The sequence below is a fragment of the Jezberella sp. genome (assembly GCF_964834465.1).
Map to the genome: position 1 here is coordinate 135,140 of NZ_CBAZRM010000011.1, position 6,611 is coordinate 141,750.

6 protein-coding genes and 3 tRNA genes are annotated in these 6,611 nt (G+C 46.6%); 8 read left to right on the forward strand and 1 reads right to left on the reverse strand.

All coding sequences use genetic code 11. The features are described from left to right. Positions 1–100: 100 nt before the first annotated feature. Positions 101–1,270 (reverse strand): methionine aminotransferase, encoded by a 1,170-nt coding sequence (locus AC1W8Y_RS10400; RefSeq protein ID WP_482014406.1) that lies wholly within the window; start codon positions 1,268–1,270, stop codon positions 101–103. A 247-nt stretch (positions 1,271–1,517) separates the two neighbouring features. Between AC1W8Y_RS10400 and mnmG the strand changes: the two genes are divergently transcribed. The 8 genes from mnmG to AC1W8Y_RS10440 form a co-directional block, all read left to right on the forward strand. Beyond that, a complete protein-coding gene (gene mnmG, locus AC1W8Y_RS10405; RefSeq protein WP_482014407.1) occupies positions 1,518–3,437 on the forward strand; it encodes a tRNA uridine-5-carboxymethylaminomethyl(34) synthesis enzyme MnmG in 1,920 nt (639 codons plus the stop codon). A gap of 9 nt (positions 3,438–3,446) precedes the next feature. After that, entirely contained in the window at positions 3,447–4,133 is a 687-nt protein-coding gene (rsmG, locus tag AC1W8Y_RS10410; protein ID WP_482014408.1) for a 16S rRNA (guanine(527)-N(7))-methyltransferase RsmG, read from the forward strand. Next, positions 4,130–4,930 carry a ParA family protein gene (locus AC1W8Y_RS10415; protein ID WP_482014409.1) on the forward strand — a complete coding sequence of 267 codons (801 nt, stop codon included), beginning with the start codon at positions 4,130–4,132 and terminating at the stop codon, positions 4,928–4,930. Before rsmG ends, AC1W8Y_RS10415 begins: the two co-directional genes overlap by 4 nt. A gap of 18 nt (positions 4,931–4,948) precedes the next feature. Then, positions 4,949–5,863 carry a ParB/RepB/Spo0J family partition protein gene (locus AC1W8Y_RS10420; protein WP_482014410.1) on the forward strand — a complete coding sequence of 305 codons (915 nt, stop codon included), beginning with the start codon at positions 4,949–4,951 and terminating at the stop codon, positions 5,861–5,863. Between the two features lie 143 nt (positions 5,864–6,006). Next, positions 6,007–6,093: transfer RNA gene (locus AC1W8Y_RS10425), tRNA-Tyr, on the forward strand. A gap of 43 nt (positions 6,094–6,136) precedes the next feature. After that, a tRNA-Gly gene (locus tag AC1W8Y_RS10430) sits at positions 6,137–6,210 on the forward strand. A gap of 82 nt (positions 6,211–6,292) precedes the next feature. Continuing rightward, positions 6,293–6,367, forward strand: a tRNA-Thr gene (locus AC1W8Y_RS10435). 96 nt (positions 6,368–6,463) lie between these two features. Further along, a partial coding sequence (locus tag AC1W8Y_RS10440) for a GTP-binding protein (RefSeq protein WP_482014421.1) occupies positions 6,464–6,611 on the forward strand: 148 nt, incomplete at its 3' end.

Below are 6,611 nucleotides of genomic sequence, written 5' to 3' on the forward strand. Positions count from 1 at the left end.
TATATAAAAGATTAAATAACAACAAAAGACATCTAAAAACAGATCAACATCTGACAACTTCTTTTAATCAACGAAGTTTGCTAAACAGAGAAAAAGTCATCTATACTTTCATTAATCGTTCAATTGCAGTGTCAAGGGTGGCGGGCTGTTTGGCAAAGCAAAAGCGGATGAGATGATGATTGGATTGCTCATCGTTGGGGTTCGAGTAAAAGGCGGCGACTGGTATTGCTGTAACGCCGTGAGTTTTCGTTAGCCAAATTGCAAATTCTGACTCTGGTTGATGTGAAATTTCTGTGTAGTCAGCAAGCAAAAAAAACGTGCCATAGCTCGGCAGAGGTTTAAACCGAGTTTGAAGCAATCCCTCAATTAAATAATTTCTTTTTTCTTGATAGAAAGTCGATAAATTTATGTAGGTAGCGGGGTCTTTGCAGTATTCGGCCATGGCATGCTGAAGTGGGGATGGCACGGTAAAGACCATGAACTGATGGATTTTCCTTAACTCTTTGGTTAAGGTTTTAGGTGCACAGCAGTAGCCTAATTTCCAACCAGTGGTGTGGGTCGTCTTTCCGAATGATGAGATTAAAAATGTCCTAGCCTGCAAAGCTGGTCTGGTTGCTAGGCTTTTATGTTGAAGACGATCGAACACGATATGTTCGTAGACTTCGTCAGAGATAAGCACTAAGTTGTGCATCTCAGACAACCTTTCTAGTTCATCAAGGTCTCTGTCAGTCAAAACCGTGCCGGTTGGGTTATGGGGGAAGTTAATGACGAGAGCTTTAGTTTTTGATGAAATGCTTTGCTCTACTCGATGCCAGTCAACGGTAAAGTTATGCGCTGTACTGGCTGGGGGTGTTAGTGGTACAGCTATTGGGATGGCACCAGCCAAAATAACAGCTGGCTGGTAGCTGTCATAACATGGTTCTAGAAGTAAGACTTCATCACCTGGGCCAACTGATGCAAGGATGGCAGCCATCAGAGCTTCAGTAGCGCCGCTTGTCACGGTAATCTCCTGATCGATATCGTAGAGGTAACCAGTGGTTGTTTTTACCTTCTCGGCAATAGTTTGTCTTAAACTAGGCACCCCAGTCATTAACGGGTATTGGTTATGACCCGCTTTCATAGCGTTATTGACAAGATCAATGAGTCTAGCGTCAGTATTGAAATCGGGGAATCCTTGACCTAGGTTGACTGACTTGTAGTCGCTAGCCAGCTTCGACATGACAGTAAAAATATTGGTTTCAATGTGTGGAAGTTTTGTTCGAATGTTCATGATTAATTACTGAGACTGGTGACAATATATTTGAGGTATGCGGTATCTTATCCCCAAAGTTGTCCACAGGTTTTGTTGATGTTTCACGTGAAACAATAGACTTAAAGCGACTCATTGATTGCTTATGTTGTTTCACGTGAAACAAACAAATGATTAAAAATATAAATACGTTATCGCTGATAAAAGAATCATTTTAATTGGTTAACGACGCACTATAATTCGACCCCTTACATAGTATGAATTGGTAATGGAACATCCTAAAATTTTTGATGTCATCGTGGTTGGCGGTGGGCACGCTGGAACTGAAGCTGCTCTTGCCTCTGCTCGTGCTGGTGCGACAACCCTGCTACTGACTCACAACATCGAAACGCTCGGTCAGATGTCATGCAATCCATCAATTGGTGGTATTGGTAAAGGACATCTCGTTAAGGAAATTGATGCTTTGGCCGGTGCAATGGCTATCGCTACTGACGAAGCAGGTATTCAATTTCGAATCTTAAACGCATCCAAAGGCCCAGCCGTTCGAGCGACGCGTGCACAAGCTGACAGAGTGCTATACCGAAAAGCAATACGTTATCGTTTAGAAAATCAACCAAATTTGTGGTTATTCCAGCAGTCTGTTGATGATCTTATGGTGGAAGGTGATACCGTTGTTGGTGCCATCACCCAAATTGGGCTGAAGTTTAGATCGCGTGCTGTCGTGTTAACAGCGGGTACATTTTTAAACGGCTTGATTCATGTGGGATTACAAAACTATACGGCTGGTAGAGCGGGTGATCCACCCGCAACAACACTTGGACAAAGATTAAAAGAATTGAATCTTCCCCAAGGACGATTGAAAACAGGAACCCCGCCGAGGATTGATGGCAGATCCATAAACTACGTCAAATTGGAAGAACAACCAGGGGATCTAGATCCAGTCCCAGTATTTTCATTTTTGGGATCCCGTGAGTTACATCCCCGACAAGTTTCCTGTTGGATCACTCATACGAATGAAAAAACGCATGACATTATTCGAGGTGGTTTAGATAGATCACCGATGTATAGTGGTGTCATTGAAGGCGTTGGCCCCCGATACTGTCCATCTATTGAAGACAAAGTTCATCGCTTTGCCGACAAAACAAGTCATCAAATATTTTTAGAACCTGAAGGGCTCGACACCCACGAAATATACCCAAATGGTGTTTCGACGAGTCTACCCTTCGATGTTCAATTGAATCTTATCCACAGCTTGCCAGGACTAGAGCACGCGCATATTGTTCGCCCAGGCTATGCGATTGAGTATGATTTTTTTGATCCAAAAGCATTAAAAACCACCCTAGAAACCAAAAGTATTCAGGGTCTCTTTTTTGCTGGTCAAATCAATGGCACAACAGGTTATGAAGAGGCTGCCGCACAAGGATTACTGGCGGGTATCAATGCTGCCAGACAAGCGCTTAATAAAGACCCATTTATCCTACGCAGAGATCAGGCTTATCTCGGTGTATTGATTGACGACTTGGTTACCAAGGGTGTAACTGAGCCATATCGCATGTTTACGTCACGTGCTGAATATCGATTAAGTTTAAGAGAAGATAACGCAGATTGGCGCTTAACCGAACTTGGTCGAGCTTTGGGGATAGTCGATGATAAGCGCTGGGAAGCGTTCAGCAAAAAACGTGAGTTAGTCGAATTGGAAATTCAACGGTTACGTTCTACGTGGGTCAATCCCCGCATGGTTAGCCCTGAGGCTTCTGAGAAAGTACTCGGAAAATCAATTGAACGTGAGTACTTACTATCCGACTTATTGAAACGGCCTAATGTTACTTATGAAACACTCATGTCCCTACCCTATCTAGACGGCGTTGACATGCCATCAGGTCTGCCAGCTGGGGACGCGGCAGAACAAGTTGAAGTGCAAGTCAAATATGAAGGCTACATTGCGCGGCAAAAAGACGAAATTTTGCGTGCACAGTCTCACGACCTTCAAGTGATTCCAAAAGATATTAATTACTCGGACATCATCAGTTTGTCTTTTGAGGTCCGCCAAAAACTTAATCAGCACCGTCCAGAAACGATCGGACAGGCTTCAAGATTATCCGGAATCACCCCCGCGGCGATCTCACTGCTCTTGATCCATCTTAAGCGAACAAAGTATGGGTCGCTAACCGAAGTAAGAGCAGCTTAAACAGAAATTGTGAAGAACGAACACAGTACCCTAGTCTCGAGTGGCGAGCGCATCCTTGCGGCGTGCGCAGCCCTCCGTTTGCAGATTCAGACGTTTCAAGTTGAGACGCTGTTGCACTATCTTGATCAGTTAAACCGATGGAACAAAACATACAACCTCACGGCAGTCCGAGACCATGAGTCAATGCTGATTCAGCATATTTTCGATAGCTTATCGATTATCAATCCTTTGCAGCCCGCCTTAGCCAATCCTCAGAGCGGGCACGCCAACGTACTCGATGTTGGTTCTGGCGCAGGACTGCCCGGTATTGTGATCGCGACCATGTTGCCGTCGGTACAAGTCGAATGTGTAGACGCTGTCGAGAAAAAGTCGAGTTTTATTCGCCAAATGACCAGTGTGCTGAAACTTTCCAATTTAACCGCGACTCACGCGAGAGTTGAACAACTGCCCCAACGCAATTGTGCCGTCGTTATTTCGCGAGCGTTCGCTTCGATAGCAGACTTCATTCGGGTCGCAGGCTTGCACGTCAGCCCAACTGGGGTCCTTCTCGCCATGAAAGGCCAATACCCCACTGAAGAACTTAGAGAGATCGAGCACGTCAAAGACTGGGTCGTCACGAAATTTGATGAACTCCATGTCCCTGAACTAAATGCCCACAGATGCATGATCTGGCTCAACAGGAACAATCAACCATGACCACTACCACACCAGCCAATTTGATGCGGGTATTCTGTATCGCCAATCAAAAAGGCGGCGTTGGAAAAACAACCACCACCACCAATTTAGCGGCTGGCCTGGCGACACATCAACAACGAGTGCTGCTGATAGACCTAGACCCACAAGGCAACGCGACGATGGGCAGCGGCATCGATAAAAGTAGCATCGAACATACCATTTATGATGTGCTCATCAGCGAATGTCAAATCACCGAGGCCATCGTCAAATCGGAATCTGGTGGATACGATGTGCTGCCAGCGAACCGAGAACTTGCGGGCGCAGAGATTGACTTGGTCGGCATGGATGAACGCGAACTTCAATTAAAGAAAGCAGTAGAGCAGGTCTCTGACAAATATGATTTTGTGCTGATAGACTGCCCCCCTGCCCTATCGCTTTTAACGTTGAATGGATTGGCTGCCGCGCATGGGGTAATCATCCCAATGCAATGCGAATACTATGCGCTGGAAGGCCTTTCTGATCTGGTAAACACCATCAAACGTGTACATCGCAACATCAACAATGATTTAACGCTCATTGGATTGCTAAGGGTTATGTTTGACCCGCGTATGACGTTGCAACAGCAAGTCTCTGCTCAACTAGAGCAACATTTTGGCGACAAGGTTTTCAAAACCATCGTGCCCAGAAATGTACGCCTGGCAGAAGCGCCTAGCTACGGCATCCCGGGGGTCAGCTACGACAAGTCATCTCGTGGCGCCAAAGCGTATATCGAATTCGCCGCAGAAGTCATCGAGCGCACCCAACACGGTGTGCGTTAACTACCGATAGGAACACCGATGGTAACGAAGAAAACAAAAGGCCTTGGACGTGGGCTAGACGTCTTATTGGGTGCAGATGGGCCGTCGCTCGATGTGTTGGATCAATCCACCACCAATGCTCGCCCGAGCCAACTACCGCTATCCCAATTGCAAGCTGGTAAATATCAGCCTCGCACTCGCATGGATGAAGGCGCATTAGCTGAACTTGCTGAATCGATAAAAACGCAAGGTATCATGCAGCCAATCCTTGTGCGTCAAGTCAGTAAGGCACCGGTACGCTATGAAATTATTGCCGGCGAGCGGCGCTTTCGTGCAGCGCAATTAGCCGGTTTAGAAGAAGTGCCCGTCCTTGTTCGCGACGTCGCCGACGAACATGCCGCCGTGATGGCATTGATCGAAAATATACAGCGTGAGGACCTGAGCGCCATCGAAGAGGCACAGGGGGTTAAACGGTTGTTGGAAGAGTTTAGTTTGACTCACGAACAGGCCGCCGCTGCCATTGGTCGGTCGCGCTCGGCAACGTCTAACTTGTTACGTTTACTTAATCTCGCTTCCGTTGTTCAGACCATGCTATTAGCGGGCGACATTGATATGGGCCACGCCCGCGCACTATTGGCTGTCGATGCTGCCACGCAGATTCAACTGGCAAATCAAATCATTGCCAAAGGGCTATCTGTACGAGAAACCGAAAAATTAGTGACAAGAACGACTGACCAAGCCAATCACACCCAGACGTCAGCTAAAAAAGAAAAAGCCAAATCGCGAGATGTCACTCGCATAGAAGAAGCGCTGTCCGATAAACTCAACACAAAAGTCTTATTAAAAGCTGACGCCAAGGGTAAAGGCCAAATACTGATCGATTTTCACAACTGGGATAATTTCTCGGCGCTTGCTGAAAAAATGGGGTTCACGGATATTTTCAATGATGCTTGAAATAACAACCCATTGATACTGAAGGATTAACTGGCAATAAAGTTTTGCCTTGGCATAAAAAATTATACTCAAATCGTCAATAGATCGAACCGCCTTGACTTGACAATACGTAAAACTTCCCCCATAATCGTTGGTTCTCTTGTGGAGAGGTGCCCGAGTGGTTAAAGGGGGCAGACTGTAAATCTGTTGGCCTTGCGCCTACGTTGGTTCGAATCCAACCTTCTCCACCAGAAAGCTATTTGTATGCCGGTCCCTTTGTACTGAAACGACCTCGCGGGTGTAGCTCAATGGTAGAGCAGAAGCCTTCCAAGCTTACGACGAGGGTTCGATTCCCTTCACCCGCTCCAGTCTATGTTGAGCAGGCGAGGTTAACCGGTGAGTGCGCTGTAACGATTTAGTAGTTCGTGGGGTCGGTTGCCCGGCGAATGCGCCCATGTGGCTCAGTGGTAGAGCACTCCCTTGGTAAGGGAGAGGTCACGCGTTCGATCCGCGTCATGGGCACCAACAGCAGTTTGTATTGTTATACCCGAATAGTTTCGTAATAAAAGTCTTTGTTATTCAACCTAAGTTACCAGCTTAAGTAAAGGTCAGGAGTCTGCCATGGCAAAAGAAAAGTTCGAACGTACCAAGCCCCACGTCAACGTTGGCACCATCGGCCACGTTGACCACGGCAAGACCACTCTGACCGCAGCAATCACCACGGTTCTCTCGAAGAAGTTTGGTGGCGAAGCAAAAGGCTATGCGCAGA

Bases quoted from the DNA above. Each gene is read 5' to 3' on its own strand.
- AC1W8Y_RS10400 (WP_482014406.1), bottom strand. From the start codon at position 1,270: ATGAACATTCGAACAAAACTTCCACACATTGAAACCAATATTTTTACT.
- mnmG (WP_482014407.1), top strand. From the start codon at position 1,518: ATGGAACATCCTAAAATTTTTGATGTCATCGTGGTTGGCGGTGGGCAC.
- AC1W8Y_RS10415 (WP_482014409.1), top strand. From the start codon at position 4,130: ATGACCACTACCACACCAGCCAATTTGATGCGGGTATTCTGTATCGCC.
- AC1W8Y_RS10420 (WP_482014410.1), top strand. From the start codon at position 4,949: ATGGTAACGAAGAAAACAAAAGGCCTTGGACGTGGGCTAGACGTCTTA.